Source organism: Streptomyces sp. NPDC005811 (assembly GCF_040630405.1).
Lineage (GTDB): Bacteria > Actinomycetota > Actinomycetes > Streptomycetales > Streptomycetaceae > Streptomyces.
Map to the genome: position 1 here is coordinate 66,276 of NZ_JBEXXK010000041.1, position 17,765 is coordinate 84,040.

Annotated in this window: 16 protein-coding genes; 5 read left to right on the top strand and 11 right to left on the bottom strand. The window is 74.0% G+C overall.

Annotated features, from left to right (window positions below):
* Positions 1-8 precede the first annotated feature (8 nt).
* The 3 genes from ABZ490_RS35340 to ABZ490_RS35350 all read right to left on the bottom strand — a co-directional run bounded on the left by ABZ490_RS35340 (position 9) and on the right by ABZ490_RS35350 (position 3,474).
* Entirely contained in the window at positions 9-692 is a 684-nt protein-coding gene (locus ABZ490_RS35340; RefSeq protein ID WP_358999650.1) for a response regulator transcription factor, read from the bottom strand.
* Positions 689-3,010: a histidine kinase gene (locus tag ABZ490_RS35345; protein WP_358999653.1), complete on the bottom strand. Its 2,322-nt coding sequence runs from the start codon at positions 3,008-3,010 to the stop codon at positions 689-691. Before ABZ490_RS35345 ends, ABZ490_RS35340 begins: the two co-directional genes overlap by 4 nt.
* A gap of 86 nt (positions 3,011-3,096) precedes the next feature.
* Positions 3,097-3,474, bottom strand: a complete 378-nt coding sequence (locus tag ABZ490_RS35350; protein ID WP_358999656.1) for a hypothetical protein — start codon at positions 3,472-3,474, stop codon at positions 3,097-3,099.
* Between the two features lie 113 nt (positions 3,475-3,587).
* Here ABZ490_RS35350 and ABZ490_RS35355 point away from each other — a divergent pair, with 113 nt between their 5' ends.
* Positions 3,588-4,097: a SigE family RNA polymerase sigma factor gene (locus ABZ490_RS35355; RefSeq protein ID WP_358999659.1), complete on the top strand. Its 510-nt coding sequence runs from the start codon at positions 3,588-3,590 to the stop codon at positions 4,095-4,097.
* Between the two features lie 98 nt (positions 4,098-4,195).
* Positions 4,196-5,461, top strand: coding sequence for a hypothetical protein (locus ABZ490_RS35360; RefSeq protein ID WP_358999662.1), 1,266 nt, complete (start codon positions 4,196-4,198; stop codon positions 5,459-5,461).
* Here the strand turns inward: ABZ490_RS35360 and ABZ490_RS35365 are convergent.
* The 4 genes from ABZ490_RS35365 to ABZ490_RS35380 form a co-directional block, all read right to left on the bottom strand.
* On the bottom strand, positions 5,451-6,032 hold the full coding sequence (locus ABZ490_RS35365) for an isochorismatase family protein (protein WP_358999665.1): 582 nt from the start codon (positions 6,030-6,032) through the stop codon (positions 5,451-5,453). The genes ABZ490_RS35360 and ABZ490_RS35365 overlap by 11 nt on opposite strands.
* Before the next feature lie 92 nt (positions 6,033-6,124).
* On the bottom strand, positions 6,125-6,598 hold the full coding sequence (locus ABZ490_RS35370) for an ATP-binding protein (protein WP_358999668.1): 474 nt from the start codon (positions 6,596-6,598) through the stop codon (positions 6,125-6,127).
* An 82-nt stretch (positions 6,599-6,680) separates the two neighbouring features.
* Positions 6,681-7,544, bottom strand: a complete 864-nt coding sequence (locus ABZ490_RS35375) for an MEDS domain-containing protein (RefSeq protein ID WP_358999670.1) — start codon at positions 7,542-7,544, stop codon at positions 6,681-6,683.
* 166 nt (positions 7,545-7,710) lie between these two features.
* Complete coding sequence (locus ABZ490_RS35380; protein ID WP_358999673.1) at positions 7,711-10,119, bottom strand: LuxR C-terminal-related transcriptional regulator; 2,409 nt, start codon at positions 10,117-10,119, stop codon at positions 7,711-7,713.
* A gap of 298 nt (positions 10,120-10,417) precedes the next feature.
* On the opposite strand from ABZ490_RS35380, the gene ABZ490_RS35385 reads away from it, so the two are divergent.
* Entirely contained in the window at positions 10,418-11,788 is a 1,371-nt protein-coding gene (locus tag ABZ490_RS35385; RefSeq protein WP_358999676.1) for a M14 family metallopeptidase, read from the top strand.
* Here the strand turns inward: ABZ490_RS35385 and ABZ490_RS35390 are convergent.
* The 4 genes from ABZ490_RS35390 to ABZ490_RS35405 all read right to left on the bottom strand — a co-directional run bounded on the left by ABZ490_RS35390 (position 11,785) and on the right by ABZ490_RS35405 (position 14,691).
* Entirely contained in the window at positions 11,785-12,318 is a 534-nt protein-coding gene (locus ABZ490_RS35390; protein WP_358999678.1) for a hypothetical protein, read from the bottom strand. The two genes, ABZ490_RS35385 and ABZ490_RS35390, sit on opposite strands and share 4 nt — an antisense overlap.
* Before the next feature lie 117 nt (positions 12,319-12,435).
* Positions 12,436-12,840: a RidA family protein gene (locus ABZ490_RS35395; RefSeq protein WP_358999681.1), complete on the bottom strand. Its 405-nt coding sequence runs from the start codon at positions 12,838-12,840 to the stop codon at positions 12,436-12,438.
* A gap of 13 nt (positions 12,841-12,853) precedes the next feature.
* The gene (locus ABZ490_RS35400; protein WP_358999684.1) at positions 12,854-13,618 is read right to left on the bottom strand and encodes an IclR family transcriptional regulator; all 765 of its coding nucleotides are present in this window, start codon (positions 13,616-13,618) and stop codon (positions 12,854-12,856) included.
* On the bottom strand, positions 13,615-14,691 hold the full coding sequence (locus tag ABZ490_RS35405) for a sugar kinase (RefSeq protein WP_358999687.1): 1,077 nt from the start codon (positions 14,689-14,691) through the stop codon (positions 13,615-13,617). Before ABZ490_RS35405 ends, ABZ490_RS35400 begins: the two co-directional genes overlap by 4 nt.
* 114 nt (positions 14,692-14,805) lie before the next feature.
* Here ABZ490_RS35405 and ABZ490_RS35410 point away from each other — a divergent pair, with 114 nt between their 5' ends.
* Entirely contained in the window at positions 14,806-16,074 is a 1,269-nt protein-coding gene (locus tag ABZ490_RS35410) for an amino acid deaminase (RefSeq protein ID WP_358999689.1), read from the top strand.
* A 34-nt stretch (positions 16,075-16,108) separates the two neighbouring features.
* Positions 16,109-17,728 (top strand): D-aminoacylase, encoded by a 1,620-nt coding sequence (locus tag ABZ490_RS35415; protein WP_358999692.1) that lies wholly within the window; start codon positions 16,109-16,111, stop codon positions 17,726-17,728.
* Positions 17,729-17,765 lie beyond the last annotated feature (37 nt).

Genomic DNA, 17,765 nt, shown 5'->3' on the forward strand with positions numbered 1-17,765 from the left:
TCGGCGGGTCAGAGGTGCAGGCCGGGTGGGTTCGGGCGGGCCAGTCCCAGGTCGTAGGCGAGGATCGTCGCCTGGACGCGGTCCCGCAGCCCGAGTTTGCGCAGCAGCGCGTTGACGTGGGACTTGACCGTGCCCACGGTGATGCCCAACTGGTCAGCGATTTCCGCGTTGTTGAGGCCTGCCGCGACCAGGGTGAGGACGCCTCGCTGGCTGGCGGTCAGGGTGTCCAGGCCGGGGGCCGGGGTGTCGGAGGAGGTCCCGGCCCCGCCGCCCGCGGCGTAGTGGCCGATCAGCCGCCGGGTCGCGGAGGGGGCGAGCACGCTCTCGCCCGCCGCCACCACCCGGATGCCCTGGAGGAGTTCGGCCGGCTGGACGTCCTTGAGGAGGAAGCCCGAGGCCCCGGCGCGCAGGGCGTCGAAGACGTACGCGTCGAGGTCGAAGGTGGTCAGGACGAGGACCCGGGGCGCGTCCTCGCGGCCGGTGATGATGCGGGTGGCGGCGATGCCGTCGAGTTCGGGCATGCGGACGTCCATGACGACCACGTCGGGCCGGAGTTCCTCCGCCAGCCGCACCGCGCCCGCGCCGTCACCGGCCTCGCCGACGACCGTCAGGTCCTCCTCGGCGTCGATCACCGCGGCGAACCCCGCCCGTACGATGCCCTGGTCGTCGACGACCAGCACCTTGAGACTCATCGTTTCCTCTTCTCCTCAGCCTGCTCCGCCACCGGCGCCAGCGGCAGCCGGAGGCCGACCGGGCCGGGCGCCTCGGTGGTCAGGGTGCCGCCGAGCGCCGCGATCCGCGCCGTGAGCCTCTCCCGTACGGCGGGGCGGGCGCCAAGCGGCACACCGGTGGCGGTCAGCGTCAACGTATCGCCGTCCGTGTCGAGTTCGAGCAGGGCGGGATCCTCGCCGCCGGCCGCGAGCAGGGTCTCGGCGGCATGGTAGGCGGTCAGGTCCACCGCCGTGGGCAGCCGGTCCGGTACGCGGTCGGTGAGCCGTATCTCGATGGCGCGGCCGGTGGCCCGGCACTGGGCGGCGAGCAGGTCGAGGGCCTGGAGGGTGGGCTGGGGGCGCAGTTCGGGCGCCGTCTCGTCCTCCCGGACCGCGTCGAGCAGGGCGCGCATCGCGGCCAGGGCCTCCCGGGCGCGGCCGACGGTGGAGTCGAGCCGCCCCGCCTCCGCCTCGGCGACCATGCCGGCGGTGCGGGCCAGCACGGTGGTCTCCAGCCCGGCGGCGATCCGGCGCCGCTCGGCCCACGCGTCCCGGACGGCCTCCCCGGTCCAGGCGGCGAGGCGCTCCTCGCGCGCACCCCGGTCGGCCCGGTCACGCCGCCCCCGCCGGACCCCGGCCGCCACGGCCGCCCCGGCCACCGCCAGGACCCCCGCCGTGACACCCGCGGCCACCGCCCACCCGGGCACCGCCGTACCCCGGTCCAGGACGGCGCCGGTCGCGGCCCCCGCGTGCACCACCACCGCCGCCAGGACGACCGCGAGCAGCGGACGATCCCCGAAGAGGGCCACGGGGTCGCCCCCACGGCGTTCCCCCCGGGCCGCCAGTGCCGCGCAGGTCGCGAGCATGCTCAGGGCGGGCGGCAGGAGCACCGGGCCGGTGTAGTCGCCCAGCGCCATCGCCACCGGCCACAGCGGGGCCAGGACGAGCAGGGCGGCGAGCGTGAGCCGGGGGGTCCGGCGCAGCCAGAGCAGGGCGACCGCCTGGGCCGCGGCGAGCAGGGCGAACAGCGCGCCCGCCGTGATGTGCGAGGTGTACGACGCGGTGTCCTCGCGGATCACCAGCGCGGGGAGCAGGGGTTGGAGGGAGAGCCCGAGCGCGGCGACGACCTGGGCGAGCCGGTAGCGCCGCGGCACGCTGCCCTCCACCGGCGCGGAGCTGCGGCCGGGCAGGGCCGCGCGCACCTCCCAGCCGCCGTCGGCCGTCGGACCGGTGCTCAGGGTGCCGCCCGCCTCCCGGGCGCGGGAGCGCAGGAAGCCCTGGCCGCGGCCGCCGCCGAGGCCCGCCGCGTGCGCCGTCGCCCCGGCCGGCGGGGCCGCGCTGGTGACCACGACGTCGGTGCGGGTGTCGCCGTACCGGCAGAGCACCGTCGTACGGGCGCCGGGCGCGTGGCGTGCCACGTTGGTCAGCGCCTCGCGCACGATGCCGTACGCCGCGTCCGCGACGATCCCGTCCGGCAGGGGGTCGATCTCGCAGTCCACGGGCTGGTCGAGCCTGCGGAACCCCGCGACGAGTGCGAGCAACCGCTCCTCGGGTGTGGGCTGTTCCTCCCGCGAGGGTGTCGGCGCCCGGACCGCGCCGAGGGCCCGGGTGACCTCCCGGCCGGTCTCGGCCGCGAACCGCAGGGCCTCCTGGGCCAGTTCGGGGCGCCGCTCGCGCAGCCCGAGCGCCGCGCCCGCGGTGACCACCACGGCGGTCAGATGGTGCGCGCTGACGTCGTGCAGCTCCCTTTCCATCCGGCGCCGTTCGGCGGCGGGGAGCCGGTGGCGCTCGGCCTCGGCGCGGCGCAGCGCCCGCTCGGCCGCCTGCCGGGCCCGCCGGACCCGCCGGGCCACCAGGCCGCCGCCGCACGCGGCCACGTACAGCAGGGCGGTGAGGGCGACGCCCAGGCCGTCGCCGTCCCTGAGCCCGTGCAGGGTGACGTCCTGCGTGAACTGCCAGAAGGGAAGCGTGACCACGCACAGCACGGCGGTGAAGGTGTCGCGTTCGCTCGCCACGGTGAACAGGGCCAGCGCGGCACCCGCGGTCCCGAACACCGCCACCGCTCCCGTGGGCAGCGGCCCGGCCCCCAGTCCGCAGGCGACGGCCACCAGGACCAGGGTGGTCACCGGGCGGGCCCGGCGCAGGGCGAGCGCGGCGGTCAGCGGTCCGGCGACCAGGGCGGCCACGAGCAGGTCGGACGCGGAGGGGACGCTGCCGCGCACGAGCGTCGCCCCGGGCCACACCAGCGCCTGGACGCAGATCAGCAGGACCGGGATCAGCCGGTCGTCGGTTCGCTTCATGGTGGGCCCAGGCTATGGCCGCAGGTGAGGGGCCCGACTCCCGCTCGGGTCGTATTCCCGCCTCTTACCTGGGTTGCAGATCCCGGCTAGCCCAGCGGCCGGTAGTGGCCGAGCACCCAGGCCAGCTGCGCGAACCAGGTGTGGAGCAGTTCGCGCGGCCGGGCGTTCACGACGCACTCGTACACCCGGCCGTCCAGGTGGACCACGGCGACCATCAGCGCCTTGCCGTTGGGGCTCGCCCTGTAGTGGACGCTCCGCACCTCGGGCCAGGGGAAGTCGACCGTGATGTCGTACATCTCGAAGGCCACGCCGGAGACGTCGACGACGATCGAGTTGTGCTTGTCGACGGCGAGGAACTCCGGTCCGGGAGCGGGCGGTTGCGGCGGCCCCGGGGCGTACGGGGGCGGAGGCGGTCCGAAGCCCGGCGGGACGGCCGGGGGTGGTGGCGGCGGCTGGTCTGTCACCCGGGCAACCTACCTGGAGCCCCCTGTGATCCCGCTTTCGGTCCCCCCTGAAACATTTCTCCCGTCCCACCGCATCGATGAGGTGAGGACGGCACACCACAGGGGGGACGCGTATGAGGAAGGTCCGTGCGGACGAGTACGCCGAGTTCGCGGCGGCGCGCACCGGGCATCTCTACCGGTCCGCGTGTCTGCTCACCGCCGGGGACACCCATCTCGCCGAGGATCTGGTGCAGGAGACCCTCGGCAGGCTGTACGTCCGCTGGGGCCGGGTATCCCGGGCGGACAACCCGGCGGCGTACGCGCAGACCGTCCTGACCCGTACCTTCCTCGCCCACCGGCGCAGACGCAGCAGCCGGGAGCGGGCCGTGGAGGCGTTCCCCGACCTGCCGGACGGCGGCGGCACCGACACGCCGCTGCGGCTCACCCTGCTCCAGGCCCTCGGCCGGCTGCCCGCGAAGGACCGGGCCGTGGTGGTGCTGCGGTACTGGGAGGACCGGTCGATCGAGGAGACCGCCAGTGCCCTCAACGCCAGCTCGGCGGCCGTACGGACCCGGTGCTCGCGGGCGCTGGGACGGCTGCGGGAGCTGCTGGGCGAGGACATCGGCGAGTACGTACGCCCCTGACCGCCCCTGACCGCGCCCGACCGCGCCTGATCACACCCGACCCCACCTTCACCCACCCACCCGACGTCATCTCCAGCCCGTGGAAACGGTGGTTCACCATGCCCGCAGACCAGCACACCGGCCCGTTCGAGGACCGGCTCTCCGCCGCACTGCACGAGGCCGGCGGCACCTTCGACGCCCCGCGCACCGAACTCGCCGCCGCAGGTGCCCGGCGTGGCCGGCGGCTCCAGTTGCAGCGCCGGGCCGCGGTCGCGGGCAGCGCGGCGAGCCTCGCGCTCGTCGGGGTGGGCGGCGCGCTGCTCGTGCCCTGGCACGGCACGCCCGCCCCGCACCCCTCGTCGGTCGCCGGCAGCGGCACACCCGCGCCGGCGCGCACCTACTCCGCCGACGACGTCGTGCGCACCCTCCAGAAGCTGCTCCCCCGGGGCAGGTTCACCAGCACGGCGGCGCGCGGCACCGACGAGGAGCTGCCGCCGCTCGCGGTGGGGGTGTTCGACGACGGACAGGGCGAGGGGTCCCTCTCCGTGGGGCTGGAGCGGATCACACCGAGCGGGCGGAACATCAATCCCTCCGCCGAGGTGATGCCGTGCCCCGAGGGCGCGCAGTCGGGCTTCGACAGCTGCACGACGGAGAGCCTGCCCGACGGCTCCGCGATCACGGTCTACCAGGGGTACGAGTATCCCGACCGGCGGGTCGACACCAAGGCGTGGGGCGCCGATCTCGTCACCCCGGACGGCCTGCGCGTCAGCGTCACCGAGTGGAACTCCCCGGCGGAGAAGGGAAAGCCGATCACCCGGACGGATCCGCCCCTCGGCCCGAAGCAGCTGAAGGCGCTGGCCTCGGCCACCGAGTGGCGCGCGATCATCGAGGCCCTGCCGCAGGAGCGGACGCCGAGCGCCGCGGCCGGTGCCCCCACCCGTCCGGGGGAGCTGTCCGGCCCGACGATCCTGCGCAAGCTCAAGCTGCTGCTGCCCGAGAGGGCCGCCGTCGTCTCCAGCGGCAGCGAGGAGACCGGGTACGGGTATTTCGTCGTCGACGACGGCAAGGGCCGCAGCCTCGTCCAGGTCAATGTGCAGCCCGGGATGTCCGACGTCGCCGACGAGCTCTTCGGCTCCGACGCGGAGACCCTCGCGGACGGCACCCTGGTCACGGTCCGTCAGGCGCCCGGTGAGAAGGGCGGGGCGGGGGTCGTGATGTGGACGGCGGACACCCTGCGCAAGAGCGGGCTGCGGGTCGTGATCAGCGCCTTCAACACCGGCGACCAGAACAAGCCCGCGACCCGCGAGGCGCCCGCCCTCACCCTGGGCGATCTGCGGAGGATCGCGCTCAGCCCGCAGTGGCTGACCGACACGGTCAGCCCTTGAGCAGCGCCAGGATCTCCTCCGTCGTCCCCGGCTCGCCGATCAGCGGGAAGAGGTACGACACGCTGTGCCGGTGGGCGTCCTCGTCGATGTCGGTCATCGCGTCGACGGCGAACGTGACGTGGTAGCCGTGCTCATGGGCGGCGCGGGCGGTCGACTCGACGCCGAGGCTGGTGGCGATGCCGCCGAGGACGATCTGGGTGATGCCGCGGCGGCGCAGCTGGAGGTCCAGGTCGGTGCCGAGGAAGGCGCCCCAGTTCCGCTTGGTGACGTGGAGGTCCCCGTCGTGGCCGGTGAGCGGTTCGGCGATCGGGCCGAGGTCGTAGGGGCGGGAGCGGCCGCCGGCCAGCCGGGCGGCCTCGCTGCGGCCGGGCACGGCGTCGGCGCCGTCGGGCGAGGTGGCCATGCGGACGAGAATCACGGGGGCGCCGGCGGCCCGGAAGCCGTCGGCGAGCGCGGCGGCCCGGGCGACCACGTCGGCCGCCGGGTACGGCGTGGTCGGGGCGGCGAGCGTGCCCGCCTGAAGGTCGATCAGCACGAGGGCGGTCTTGTCGTCCAGCTCGGTCACGGCCACGGCGGGGCACCTCTCCTAGGGGAGCACGAGCCTAGGAGAGGTACTTGCCAAACTCAAGCTTGAGAAACTCAAGCTTGCCCTGCGCAATCACTTCAGTGCCCGAAGGGGCACGTCTCCAGCTCGAACCAAGAGATCCTCCCCGCCTCCTCCGGCCGGCATCCCCACCGCCGGGCCAGCGCGTCCACCAGGAACAGCCCCCGCCCGCCGTCCGCCCCGCAGCACTCGCCCTCCTCGGGCCCGCACGCCCCCCGGTCCGCCACCTCGCACCGCAGCACCCCGTGCGCGGCCGTCAGCGTGAGCCGGAAACGGCTCCCCGACCGGAGCAGCGCATGGGTGGCCAGCTCGCTGACGAGCAGCTCGGCCGTGTCGGCCAGATCGCCGCGCTCCGCGAGCCCCCACCCCTCCAGCTGTCCGCGGACCTGTGCCCGTGCCTCCCGCACGACGGCGGGCCGGGGTTCGTACTCGGCGCTCCAGTGGCCGGCGCCCATCGGCGGCTGGGGATGGGCGCCGTAGCGAGGAGCGGGTTCCGGGCGGGGTCCTCCGCCGGAGAGTCGCAGCATGGCCATGGCCTCAGGATGTCCTCCCCGGGCTTTTCCCGTACGGGGAGGACTACCCGATTCCGTACCCGCACCGCTCACACGGGTGGGCTCACGCGTACTGCAACCGTACGGCCGTGCCCTCGCCCCCGGCGTCGCGGACGTCGACGTACGCGCACACCTGACGGGCGTACCAGAGCCCCTGCCCGGGTGCCGGACCGGCGGCCCGGGGCGGGACGAAACCGATGAGCGGGTCGTCGATCCGTTCGGCCAGCAGGAGTTCGCAGACACAGCCGGGCGCCTCGCCCCACAGGACCGCGCCGGTGACCCGGCCGAGGGTGGCGGCCTCGGTGACGGCCGTGGTGAACGTCTCCGCGTCGGCGCCGCCCAGCCCGCGCCCGGCGGCCCAGGCGTGCACCGCCTCGGGCGCCGGTTCGGAGAGCCGCCGCGCGTCGGACGGGACCGGCGGCAGGGGTACGGCGTCCAGCTCGGCGGCGATGCGGACCGGGTCCTCGTACACGCCCGTGCCGGGGTGGGCGCGGCGGGCCGCCTCGATGAGGACCGCGCCCGCGGTACGGGTGTCGTAGACGCACATCGCGGTGGTCGCGGTGGAGGCGAAGAGGAGGTTGGCGAGGGCCTCGTAGCGGATCCACTCGGCGCTCTCGCGCGGGGAGCGGCCGGCGCGGCCGTTCCACACCGGTTCCATGAGCAGGTGCATCCGGCCGCCGGGGCCGCCGTGTCCGGCGAGGTGGGCGGCGGCGCGGGCGACGGCGTTGGCCGCGGAGCCGGTGTACCAGTCGGTGTGCGGGAGGAAGCCGATGCGGCGGGCGTCGGCGCCGAGGGCGTCGCGCAGCAGCTCCAGCCGGTCGGGGGCGAGGATCGCCATCGGCGGCGGCTCGTCGGGGGCGGCGAGCCCCTCGGCGAGGAAGGGCACGGCATCGGCGAGGAAGCCCTCGGCGGTGCCGAAGACGGACATGCGGTGGTCGAACGCACCGCACGGGGCCGGAGAGGGAGAAGTGGGGGAAGAGGGGGAAGAGGGGGACGGGGAGGGCGAAGACGGAGCGGTCATGGGTCCCTCGTGGATCGGTGGGGTGGGTCGGTGGGGTGGGTCGGGTGGGTGCGGGGGTGGCGCGGTGGGCCGGTCAGCGCTGGGCGGCCACCCAGGCGGCGATCTGGCTGCGGTTGCTGAACCCGAGCTTGCTGAGGATGCGTTCGACATGTCCTTCGGCGGTGCGACGGGCGATCACCAGTCGGTCGGCGATCTGCTGGTTGGCGAGTCCCTCGGCGACGAGTGCGGCGACCTGGGCCTCGCGTCGGGTCAGGCGGACGGTGGCGGCGGGCGGCTCCTCGGCGGGTCCGTCGGGGCGGGCGAACCCGGTGTCGTCCCCCGTGTCGCCCAGGACGTGGGCGGCGAGTTCGGGCAGGGCGAGGGCGGCGCCCCGGTCGTAGGCCCGGCGGTAGGCGGCGGCCCCGATCGCCTCGCGGACCCGGTCCTCGGCGGCGCGGCGGGTGGCGTTGAGGCAGGCCGCGCCCCAGCGGTCCCGGTCCACGTCGGTCCAGGCCCGGTCGGCGCCGCCGAGCACGAGGGCCGCCCGGCGGTGGGCGCCCCGGTCGGCGGCGATCCGGGCCAGCAGATCGAGGGTGAGGCCGATGCCGACGACGTCGTGGACCGCGAGCTTGAGCCGCAGCGCCTCACGGGCGTGCGCCTCCGCCCGCTCGGCGTCCCCCTTCACGGCGTGGGCGAGGGCGAGGATGCGTTCCCCGTACGACAGCACCCACTGCTCGCCGTGTTCCGCGCAGAGCCGGCGGATCTCCTCGCACACCTCGATGGCCTCGTCGGCCCGGCCCAGGAAGGCGAGGGCGCAGGCGAGTTCGACGTGGTCCAGGCCGAGGAGGCCGAGGTGCTGGCCGGGGGCGCGGCCGCGGGCCACGGCGGCGCGGAAGTGGGCGAGGGCGCCGGGGATGTCGTCGCTGAACAGCCGGACGACACCGATGACGTAGTCGGCGTGGGCGGCCTCGGCCGGGTCGCCCAGGCGCCGGGCGAGGGCTCGGGCCTCCTCGGCGCGGCGGCGGCCCCGGGTGAGGTCCTCCGGGCAGCCGGCGAGCAGGCCCGCCGTCCACAGGGCACGGGCCCGTTCGGGGCTGGGGTCGGGGTTGGCGTCGAGGGCGCGGTCGAGCCAGTACCGGCCTTCGCGGGGGGCTCCGCAGGCATGCCAGTGGAACCACAGGGTGCCGGCCAGCCGCAGCCCGGCATGGGCCTCGCCGGGGGTGGTGAGGCAGAAGTCCAGGGCGGCGCGGAGGTTGTCCCGGTCGGCGCGCAGCCGGGCGACGATCCCGGGCTGCCCGGCCCCGAACCACTCCCGCTCGCAGGCGGCGGCCAGCTCCTGCGCCCAGTCCCGGTGCCGGACCCGGGCGGCCCGTTCCTCCCCCGGCGTCTCCCGCAGCCGCTCCAGCCCGTAGTGCCGCAGGGTGTCGAGCAGCCGGTAGCGCAGCGCGCCGTCGGGAGCGACCTCACGGCACAGGACGGACTTGTCGACGAGCCCGGCGACGGCTTCGAGAACGTCGGTGCACCGAGCCCGTCCGGCGATTGAGGACGAGGCCCGTTCAGGGCCGACACGGGGGGCCCGGGGGGCAGATCCCCCCGCGACCACCGCACCGCACACCGCTTCGGCGGCCGCGAGGTCGAAGCTCCCCGCCAGTACCGACAACCGCGCCCACACCGCCTGCTCCCGCGCGTCGCACAGCTCATGGCTCCAGTCGACGGCCGCCCTGAGGGTCTGGTGGCGGGGCAGTACGGCGGGGCTGCCGCCGGTGAGGAGGCGGTAGCGGTCGTCGAGGCGGGCGAGGAGCTGGTGGACGTCGAGGACGCGCATCCGGACGGCGGCGAGTTCGATGGCGAGCGGGAGTCCGTCGAGGCGGCGGCAGAGGCGGGCGACGGCGGAGCGGTTGGCGGCGGTGAGGCGGAAGCCGGGGACCACCGCGGCGGCGCGGTCGGCGAACAGGGCGAGGGCGGGGTAGCCGTCGGCGGCGGTGAGGTCGCCGTCGGGGTCGGGTACCGGCAGCGTCCGTACCTCCATGAGGTGTTCCTCGGTGAGTCCGAGGCGGTGGCGGCTGGTGGCCAGGACGCGGATGCCGGTGGTGCCGCGCAGCAGGGCGCCGGCGAGGGCGGCGCAGGCGGTCGGCAGATGCTCGCAGTTGTCGACGACGAGGAGCAGCCGGCGGTCCCGTACGCGCTCCACGAGGGAGTCCAGCGCCGGGCGTCCGGAGTGGTCGTGCAGGCCGAGCGCGTCGGCCACGGCCAGCGGGACCAGGGCCGGGTCGTGCAGGCCGGAGAGATGGACGAAGCGCACGCCGTCGGGGAAGGCGCGGGCGACACGGGCCGCGATCCGGCCGGCGAGGCGGGTCTTGCCCACTCCGCCGGGGCCCGTCAGGGTGACCAGCCTCGCCCTGGCCAGGAGTTCGCGCCCTTCGGCCAGTTCGCTCCGCCGGTCGACGAAGCTGGTCGTCTCCACCGGCAGGTGGCAGTCCCGGCGCGGCGCTGATCCGCCCATGATCGGCCAGTCCTCTGGGGGTGCGTTCGTGCGGACCCTCAGGCTTCCCCGGGCGGTACATATATGCACCTCGCCCTCACCCCCACGGGTGCACTTCCGCAAGGTCCGTTCGCCGCGACACGCCCACGCGTACACTGCGCCGCCGATCAGCTCGTCCCTTTCCGCATGATTCAGGCCAGCGGCGTCATGCGCTGTCTTGACCTGACCATGCCAACACCGGACCATGTGCGACACCGCACCGCCGCACACAGCAAGCGCACAGCACGCCCCCCACGACCACTCCCCACAAGGAGAGTTCATGCGACTTCGCATCCGCGGCTCAGGCGCCGGCGCCACCCGCGCCCGCAGCGGCAGGCGCACCGCCGCCCTCGCCACCCTGCTCGCCCTCGCCCTCGCGGCCCCGATCTCGGCGACGGCCGGCCACGCCTCCGCCGACAGCGCCCCGAAGGCCACCCCCTCCGCCGACGACATCCGCCAGTACGAGATCCACGTCGACCACAACACCCCCGTCACCCGCACCGCGATCGCCCGGGCCGGGGTGAGCGTCGACGAGGCCGACGAGGAGACCGTGGTCGTCTCCGGCCGCGCCGACCAGATCAGCAAGCTGCGCTCCCAGGGGTACGAGGTCACCCCGGTGGGCTCCGCACCCGACCGCCTCGCCGCGGACGAGGTGCGCCTGTTCGACTTCCCGACGGCGGACGCCAAGTACCACAACTACGCCGAGATGACCGCGGAGATCGACCAGCGCATCGCGGCCTACCCGAGCATCATGAGCAAGCAGGTCATCGGCAAGTCGTACGGCGGCCGGGACATCGTCGCCATCAAGATCAGCGACAACGTCGGCACCGACGAGGCCGAGCCGGAGGTGCTGTTCACGCATCACCAGCACGCCCGTGAGCACCTCACCGTCGAGATGGCCCTGTATCTGCTCCGCGAACTGGGCGCCGGCTACGGCACCGACTCCCGGGTGACGAACATGGTCAACGGGCGCGAGATCTGGATCATCCCCGACCTCAACCCGGACGGCGGCGAGTACGACATCGCCACCGGCTCCTACCGCTCCTGGCGCAAGAACCGGCAGCCCAACTCCGGTTCCTCGTACGTCGGTACGGACCTCAACCGGAACTGGAACTACAAGTTCGGCTGCTGCGGCGGCTCCTCCGGCTCCACGTCCTCCGAGACCTACCGGGGCGCCTCGGCCGAGTCCGCACCCGAGGTGAAGGTCGTCTCCGACTTCGTCCGCAGCCGGGTCGTGGGCGGCAAGCAGCAGATCACCGCCGGGGTCGACTTCCACACCTACAGCGAGCTGGTGCTGTGGCCGTTCGGCTACACGTACTCGGACACGGCGACCGGGATGACGGCCGACGACAACGCCGCGTTCAAGGCGGTGGGGCAGAAGATGGCGGCCAGCAACGGGTACACCGCGGAGCAGTCGAGCGACCTGTACATCACCGACGGGACGATCGACGACTACCTCTGGGGCGTGCACAAGATCTTCTCGTACACGTTCGAGATGTATCCGACGTCCAGCTCCGGGGGTGGGTTCTACCCGCCCGACGAGGTGATCGAGCGGGAGACCTCCCGGAACCGGGACGCGGTGTTGCAGTTGCTGGAGAACGCGGACTGCATGTACCGGTCGATCGGTAAAGCCGCCCAGTACTGCAGTTAGTCGTCGCCCTCTTCGAAGTAGGCGTCCAGGACCTCGTCCAACGACGTCTCCCACTCCTTGAAGCGGGACCTGGCCGTCGCCTCGATCTCGATCGGGTACCAGCGGCGGTCAGGGGTGTGGACCGTGATGGTGAACCGCTTGCCGAAGCGCGGGGCCTCGGTCTCGACGGCGCCGATCTCGTCCCAGCGGAACTCGCACGCCTCCTCGTCGAGGCGGAGCCGGACGCCCCGGGCGTCGGCGGTGATCCGCGCCCGGCGGTCGGCGGCCTCGAAGACGGGGCCGTCGGAGGCCTCCTCCTCGGCGGAGGCCTCCTCGGCGGCCGGGGTCTCCTCGGCCTCGGCCGGCTCCGTGACCTCGGCTGTCTCCTCGGCCGTCTCCTCGGCTGTCTCCTCGGACTCCTCGGCCTCCTCGGCCGGCTTCGCGTCCTCCGGCTCAGCCTTGACGGGCGACGACAGTCCGGGGATGAACGCCGGGTCGAACCCGGCGCCCTCCAGGGGCTTGCTGCTCGAACCTATCCGCTGCTGCTCCACAGCGCGAAGTATGGTCGAAGATCCTGTGCCGGACACAGCCAGCCCCTACTTCGTTACCGGAGGCCTACAAGGGAGAGGCCGGGAGAGGCTCACCCGAACACGCTCAACCCGGCCGTGTCAGCCGAGCACGGCGAGCGCGTCGATCTCGACGAGGAGTCCGGCGGGGAGACCGACGTAGACGGTGGTGCGGGCGGCGGGGGCCTCGGTGAGGTCCGCGAAGTAGGCGTTGTAGATCTCGTTCATCTCCGCGAAGTGGTCCACGTCGGTCAGATAGACCCGGATCATCATCACGTCCTCCCAGCGCGCCCCGCCCTCCTGGAGGATCGCCTCGACGTTGGCGAGGGTCTGGAGGGTCTGCTCGCGCAGGGTGGGCCCGGCGGGCGTCGGGGGCCTGCCCTCCTCGGCGGGCAGGAAACCGACCTGGCCGGCGACCTGGAGGATGTTGCCCTTGCGCACACCGTGGGAGAACTTCGCGGGCGGCGCGGTGTGGGTCTTCGGGGTGAGCGCGGTCTTCTCGGTCATCGGACTGCTTCCTTCATCGGATGGCTTCCTTGATCGGCGTCCTGCCGGAGTACTCCCCGCTGATCGCGTCCGCCGTACGGCGCACCAGCGGGCGGAGGGCGAGGAGTTCGTCGGCGGTGACGACGACGTTCGGCGCGGAGACCGACATCGCGGCGACCACCCGGCCGTCCGCGCCCCGGACCGGGGCGGCGACGCAGTTGATGGACTCCTCGTGACCGCCGAGGTCGGTGGCCCAGCCCTGTTCCCGCACCTTCTCCAGCTCCCGCAGGAACGCGGGGGCGCCGGGCGTGGAACGGGCCGTGTACATCGGATAGTCGAGCGTCTCGGCGACGGCGCGCCGCTCGGCCTCCGGGAGGTCGGCGAGGAGCAGCTTGGCGACGGCGGCGACCGTGATGGCCACGGGCTTGCCGATCCGCGAGTACATCCGCACCGGGTAGCGGCTCTCGACCTTGTCGATGTAGAGGACCTCGCCCTCCTCGTACACGGCGAGATGCACGGTGTGCCCGCACTGTTCGTTGAGGCGGACGAGGTGGGGGTGGGCGATCTCGCGGATGTCGAGGTTCTCCATCGCCTCCTGGGCGAGGGCGAAGAGCCGGGCGCCGAGGCGGTAGCGCTGGTCGGACTGGCGGTAGACCAGGCCGTGTTCATGGAGGGTGCGCAGCAGCCGCAGGGCCGTCGACTTGTGCACGCCGAGGCGGTCGGCGACCTGGCCGAGATCGGCGGGGCCCTCGGCGAGCAGCGGCAGGATGCTCAGCGCTCGGTCGACGGTCTGGCTCATGGGGTGGATACTTCCTCCGGGGCGGCCCCGGCTTGCGTCCAGCCAGGACCGAGTCGAAGTGTCCCCCACGTGTGGTCGTCGAGGGCGGCGAGCCGGTCGGCGTGGCCGCGGGAGGGGGGTACGGCGAGATCACCGGGGACGGTGAGGGCGGCGGCGGCCCAGAGATGGCCGTGGCGCAGCCGGTCCCGGAGGGGGAGCCCCCGCAGGGTCGCGGACAGAAACCCGGCGGCGAAGGCGTCCCCGGCGCCGGTGCTCGCCACGACGTCGACAGCGACGGAGGGGACAAAGATGCCAGGCGAGTCATCCCACCCCAGGGGCGTGGGCGCGACCGGCCCACGGCTCCCCGCCCCCGAAACGAAGGCGGTAGCCCCCGCCTCTCCCCGCTTCACCACCAGGACCGGCGGCTCGGGCAACACCTCCCGGACAGCCGAAGGGCCTCCCGTGACCCCCCACGCCTCCTCCGCCTCGTCCTCCCCCACGAACACGAGATCCGCCCGCCGCGCCAGCTCCAGCAGCACCCTCGGCCCCTCGGCCGTCGGCCACAGACCGCTGCGGTGGTTGACGTCGAAGGAGATCAGGGGGCGATCCGGTCCAGGTGCGGTCAGCTCCCACAGCAGTTCGAGACAGCCGGAGGACAGCGCCGCCGTGATCCCCGAAAGATGCAGCACCCGCCCCGCCCGCACCACCGCCGGATCCACCGTGGCCGTGGACATCGCCGAGGCCGCCGAGCCCGCCCGGTAGTACGCCACCTCGTGATCCGTGCCGGCCCGGTCCCCCGCCGTACGGAAGTACACGCCCGTCGGACGGGACCGATCACGCCCGACGGACGAGACATCGACGCCGTACGCCCCGATCGCTGCGACCAGGTGATCGCCGAACCCGTCCGCCCCGACCCGGCTGACCCACCTCACGGCATGGCCGGCGGCGGCCAGCCCGCACGCCACGTTGGACTCCGCGCCGCCGATCGCCCGGTCGAAGGAGGGGACGTCGGCGAGTCGGCCGGGGCGGGTGGGCAGGAACGTGACCATGGACTCGCCGAGCGCGACGACGTCCACGGCGTCGGGGGCAGTCACGATGGTCGCAGCTCCTCGTCATTGACCCGGCATTGGCGTGGATGTTAGACAGCGGTGAGCGATATACGCAACGCCTGTTGCAGAGAGTGCAACAGGCTCGATCAGGGAGGCCTCGTGCCCGGTACGGAAGCGCTCGCCCGCCTCGCGGAGGAAGCAGTCGACCACCGCTTCAAAGGCCTCCCCCCGGACGCCGACGGCCTCACCGTCGCCGAGCTGACCGCCCAGCGCCGCAACCTCTTCACCGACGGCTTCACCACTCCGGTGCTCGCCCTCTCCGCCGAGCGCCTGGAGCACAATCTGCGTCTGATGGAGACGTACGCGACCCGGCACGGTCTCGCGTTCGCGCCGCACGGCAAGACGACCATGGCACCCCAGCTCTTCCGGCGGCAGCTCGACTACGGCGCCTGGGGCATCACGCTCGCCGTCCCGCACCAGGTCCGGGTGGCGCGGGCGTTCGGCGTCGGGCGGGTGTTCCTCGCGAACGAGCTGGTGGACCCGGCGGCCCTGCGCTGGATCTCCGGACAGCTCGACGCCGACCCGGACTTCCAGCTCGTCTGTTACGTCGACTCCGTGCGCGGGGTGGAGCTGATGCACGCGGCGCTCGCCGGGGCCGCCCGCCCCCTGGACGTCGTCGTCGAGCTCGCCGCCGGGGAGGGCGCCCGCACCGGGGTCCGTACGGAGGCGGAGTGCGCGGCCGTCGCGGACGCGGTGGCCGCCACCACGACCCTCAGGCTGGTGGGGGTCGCGGGGTACGAGGGCGAGGTGCCGCGGGCCGACGAGGAGCGGGTGCGGGCCTGGCTGCGCCGGCTGGTGGCGCTCGCCGCCGACTTCGACAAGGCGGGGCGGTTCGCGGGCGTGGCGGAGATCGTCGTCAGCGCGGGCGGGAGCGCCTGGTTCGACACGGTCGCCGAGGTGTTCGCGGAGATCCCCGAGCTCTCCGCCCCGGTGCTGAGGCTGCTGCGCTCCGGCGCGTACGTCTCGCACGACGACGGTCACTACCGCCGGCTCACCCCGTTCAACCGGGTGCCGGAGGAGGGCGCCCTGGAGCCCGCGTTCCGGCTGTGGACGCAGGTCGTCTCCCGGCCCACCCCGGAGCAGGCGTTCGTCAACGCGGGCAAGCGGGACGCCGCCCACGACCTGGACCTGCCGTTCGCCCAGGTGGTCCGCCGCGACGGTGCGGAACGTCCGGCCACCGGGGTGTCGGTCACCGCCCTGTCCGACCAGCACGCCTGGCTGCGCACCACCGGGGAGGCGGACGTCGAGGTCGGCGACTGGGTCGGGCTCGGACTGTCCCATCCGTGCACCTCGTTCGACAAGTGGCCGCTGATCCCGGTCGCGCGGGCGGACGGCACGGTCGTCGAGTACATCCGTACCTTCTTCTGATCCATCCGTACGTTCCCCTGAGGGAGGGCCGGGCATGGAAGACCTCGTCATCCGGGACGCGGACGTCGTCGACGGCAGCGGCGCGGACTCCTACCGCGCGGACGTGGTGGTCGACGGCGGCAGGATCGTCGCGATCGTCCAGGAGGCCGCGGCGGCGGGCTGTCAACGGCCCAGGGCGGTACGGGAGCTGGACGCGGAGGGGCTGGTCCTCGCCCCCGGCTTCATCGACATGCACGCGCACAGCGACCTGGCCCTGCTGCGCGACCCCGACCACAGCGCCAAGGCCGCGCAGGGGGTGACGCTGGAGGTCCTGGGCCAGGACGGGCTGTCGTACGCCCCGGTCGACGACCGCACGCTGGGCGAGGTCCGCCGGGCCATCGCCGGCTGGAACGGCACCGGCGACGACATCGACTTCGACTGGCGCTCGGTGGGCGAGTACCTGGACCGGCTCGACCGGGGCATCGCGGTGAACGCGGCCTACCTGGTCCCGCAGGGCACGGTCCGCGCCCTCGTCGTCGGCTGGGAGGACCGCCCGGCCACGCCCCGTGAGCTGGACCGGATGCGGCAGCTGGTGGCGGAGGGGCTGGAACAGGGCGCGGTCGGCCTGTCGTCGGGGCTGACCTACACCCCCGGGATGTACGCCGGGAACGCCGAACTGGCCGAGCTGTGCCGGGTGGTGGCCCGCCACGGCGGCTACTACTGCCCCCACCACCGCAGTTACGGGGCGGGTGCGCTGGAGGCGTACGCGGAGATGGTGCAACTGGCCGGGGAGGCGGACTGTGCCCTGCACCTCACCCACGCCACCCTGAACTTCGGGGTGAACCAGGGGCGGGCGCCGGACCTGCTGGCCCTCCTCGACGAGGCGCTCGACGCCGGCGCGGACCTCACGCTCGACACCTATCCCTACACGCCCGGCTGCACCTCGCTCGTGGCCCTGCTGCCGAGCTGGGCGAGCGAGGGCGGCCCCGGCGAGATCCTGCGCCGGCTCGCCGACGACGACACCGCCGAGCGGATCCGCCACGACCTGGAGGTGACCGGCGCGGACGGCTGCCACGGGGTGCCGGTCGACTGGGACACCGTCGAGATCTCCGGCGTGACCGACCCGGCACTGGGCGCCTTCGTCGGCCGTACGGTCCTCCAGTCGTCGTCCCTGCGCGGCGAGGCCCCCTGGGAGACGGCCCGCCGGCTGCTGCTCGACGACGGCCTCGGCCCCACGATCCTCCAGCACGTGGGCCACGAGGAGAACGTCCGGGCCATCATGCGCCACCGCGTCCACACCGGTGGCTCGGACGGCGTCCTGCACGGCGCCAAACCGCACCCGCGCGCCTACGGCACCTTCCCGCACTACCTCGGCCACTACGTGCGGGAGCTGGGCGTCCTGCCCCTGGAGGAGTGCGTGGCCCATCTGACCGGCCGCCCGGCGGCCCGCCTCCGCCTGCCCGACCGGGGCCTGGTCCGCGAGGGCTACCGCGCCGACCTGGTCCTGTTCGACCCGGCGACGGTGGCGGCGGGCGCGACGTACGCCGCCCCGCGCACCCTGCCCACCGGCATCCCGCACGTCCTGATCGACGGCCGCTTCGTGATCGAGAACGGCCGCCGAACGGACGCACTGGCGGGCCGAGCGATCAGACGTACGCCACTACAGCTGGGCTAGGGGCGCGGGGAACTGCGCGACCAGCCCCCACGCACCC

What these genes read in the sequence shown, in the direction of transcription:
- ABZ490_RS35355 (WP_358999659.1), top strand. Translation starts at nt 3,588, where the DNA reads ATGAGGAAGGTCCGTGCGGACGAGTACGCCGAGTTCGCGGCGGCGCGC.
- ABZ490_RS35400 (WP_358999684.1), bottom strand. Translation starts at nt 13,618, where the DNA reads ATGAGCCAGACCGTCGACCGAGCGCTGAGCATCCTGCCGCTGCTCGCC.
- ABZ490_RS35340 (WP_358999650.1), bottom strand. Translation starts at nt 692, where the DNA reads ATGAGTCTCAAGGTGCTGGTCGTCGACGACCAGGGCATCGTACGGGCG.
- ABZ490_RS35360 (WP_358999662.1), top strand. Translation starts at nt 4,196, where the DNA reads ATGCCCGCAGACCAGCACACCGGCCCGTTCGAGGACCGGCTCTCCGCC.
- ABZ490_RS35370 (WP_358999668.1), bottom strand. Translation starts at nt 6,598, where the DNA reads ATGGCCATGCTGCGACTCTCCGGCGGAGGACCCCGCCCGGAACCCGCT.
- ABZ490_RS35375 (WP_358999670.1), bottom strand. Translation starts at nt 7,544, where the DNA reads ATGTCCGTCTTCGGCACCGCCGAGGGCTTCCTCGCCGATGCCGTGCCC.
- ABZ490_RS35415 (WP_358999692.1), top strand. Translation starts at nt 16,109, where the DNA reads ATGGAAGACCTCGTCATCCGGGACGCGGACGTCGTCGACGGCAGCGGC.
- ABZ490_RS35395 (WP_358999681.1), bottom strand. Translation starts at nt 12,840, where the DNA reads ATGACCGAGAAGACCGCGCTCACCCCGAAGACCCACACCGCGCCGCCC.
- ABZ490_RS35380 (WP_358999673.1), bottom strand. Translation starts at nt 10,119, where the DNA reads ATGGGCGGATCAGCGCCGCGCCGGGACTGCCACCTGCCGGTGGAGACG.
- ABZ490_RS35345 (WP_358999653.1), bottom strand. Translation starts at nt 3,010, where the DNA reads ATGAAGCGAACCGACGACCGGCTGATCCCGGTCCTGCTGATCTGCGTC.
- ABZ490_RS35385 (WP_358999676.1), top strand. Translation starts at nt 10,418, where the DNA reads ATGCGACTTCGCATCCGCGGCTCAGGCGCCGGCGCCACCCGCGCCCGC.